This is a genomic window from Burkholderia sp. SIMBA_062, from assembly GCF_046534765.1.
Taxonomy (GTDB): Bacteria; Pseudomonadota; Gammaproteobacteria; order Burkholderiales; family Burkholderiaceae; genus Burkholderia; species Burkholderia ambifaria.
This window is the reverse complement of sequence record NZ_JAWRYD010000661.1, coordinates 1-233: the sequence shown is the minus strand read 5'-3', so window position 1 is coordinate 233 and position 233 is coordinate 1. Positions and strand designations below refer to the sequence as shown.

1 pseudogene is annotated in these 233 nt (G+C 64.8%); it reads left to right on the top strand.

The features are described 5' to 3' along the window. Positions 1–67: 67 nt before the first annotated feature. Positions 68–233 (top strand): annotated as a pseudogene (locus tag SB786_RS37830) (CREA signal peptide protein); the annotation flags it as partial.

Here is a 233-nt window from a genome sequence, read left to right as displayed (position 1 = left end):
CAACGAGAACTCGGTTACTAGCGCCGCCCTGCCCGATAATGACACCTCGTCACTCCCGGGAATCCGCATGAAATCCATCCGCCTTGCCCCGACGCTGTCCGCCGCGTTCACTGCCGCATTCACCGCGGCGCTCGCCTGCGCATCGGGCATCGCGCACGCCGAACAGATCGGCAGCGTGAACACCAACTTCCGCATGACCGGCTCCGACAAGGTCGTCGTCGAGGCCTACGACG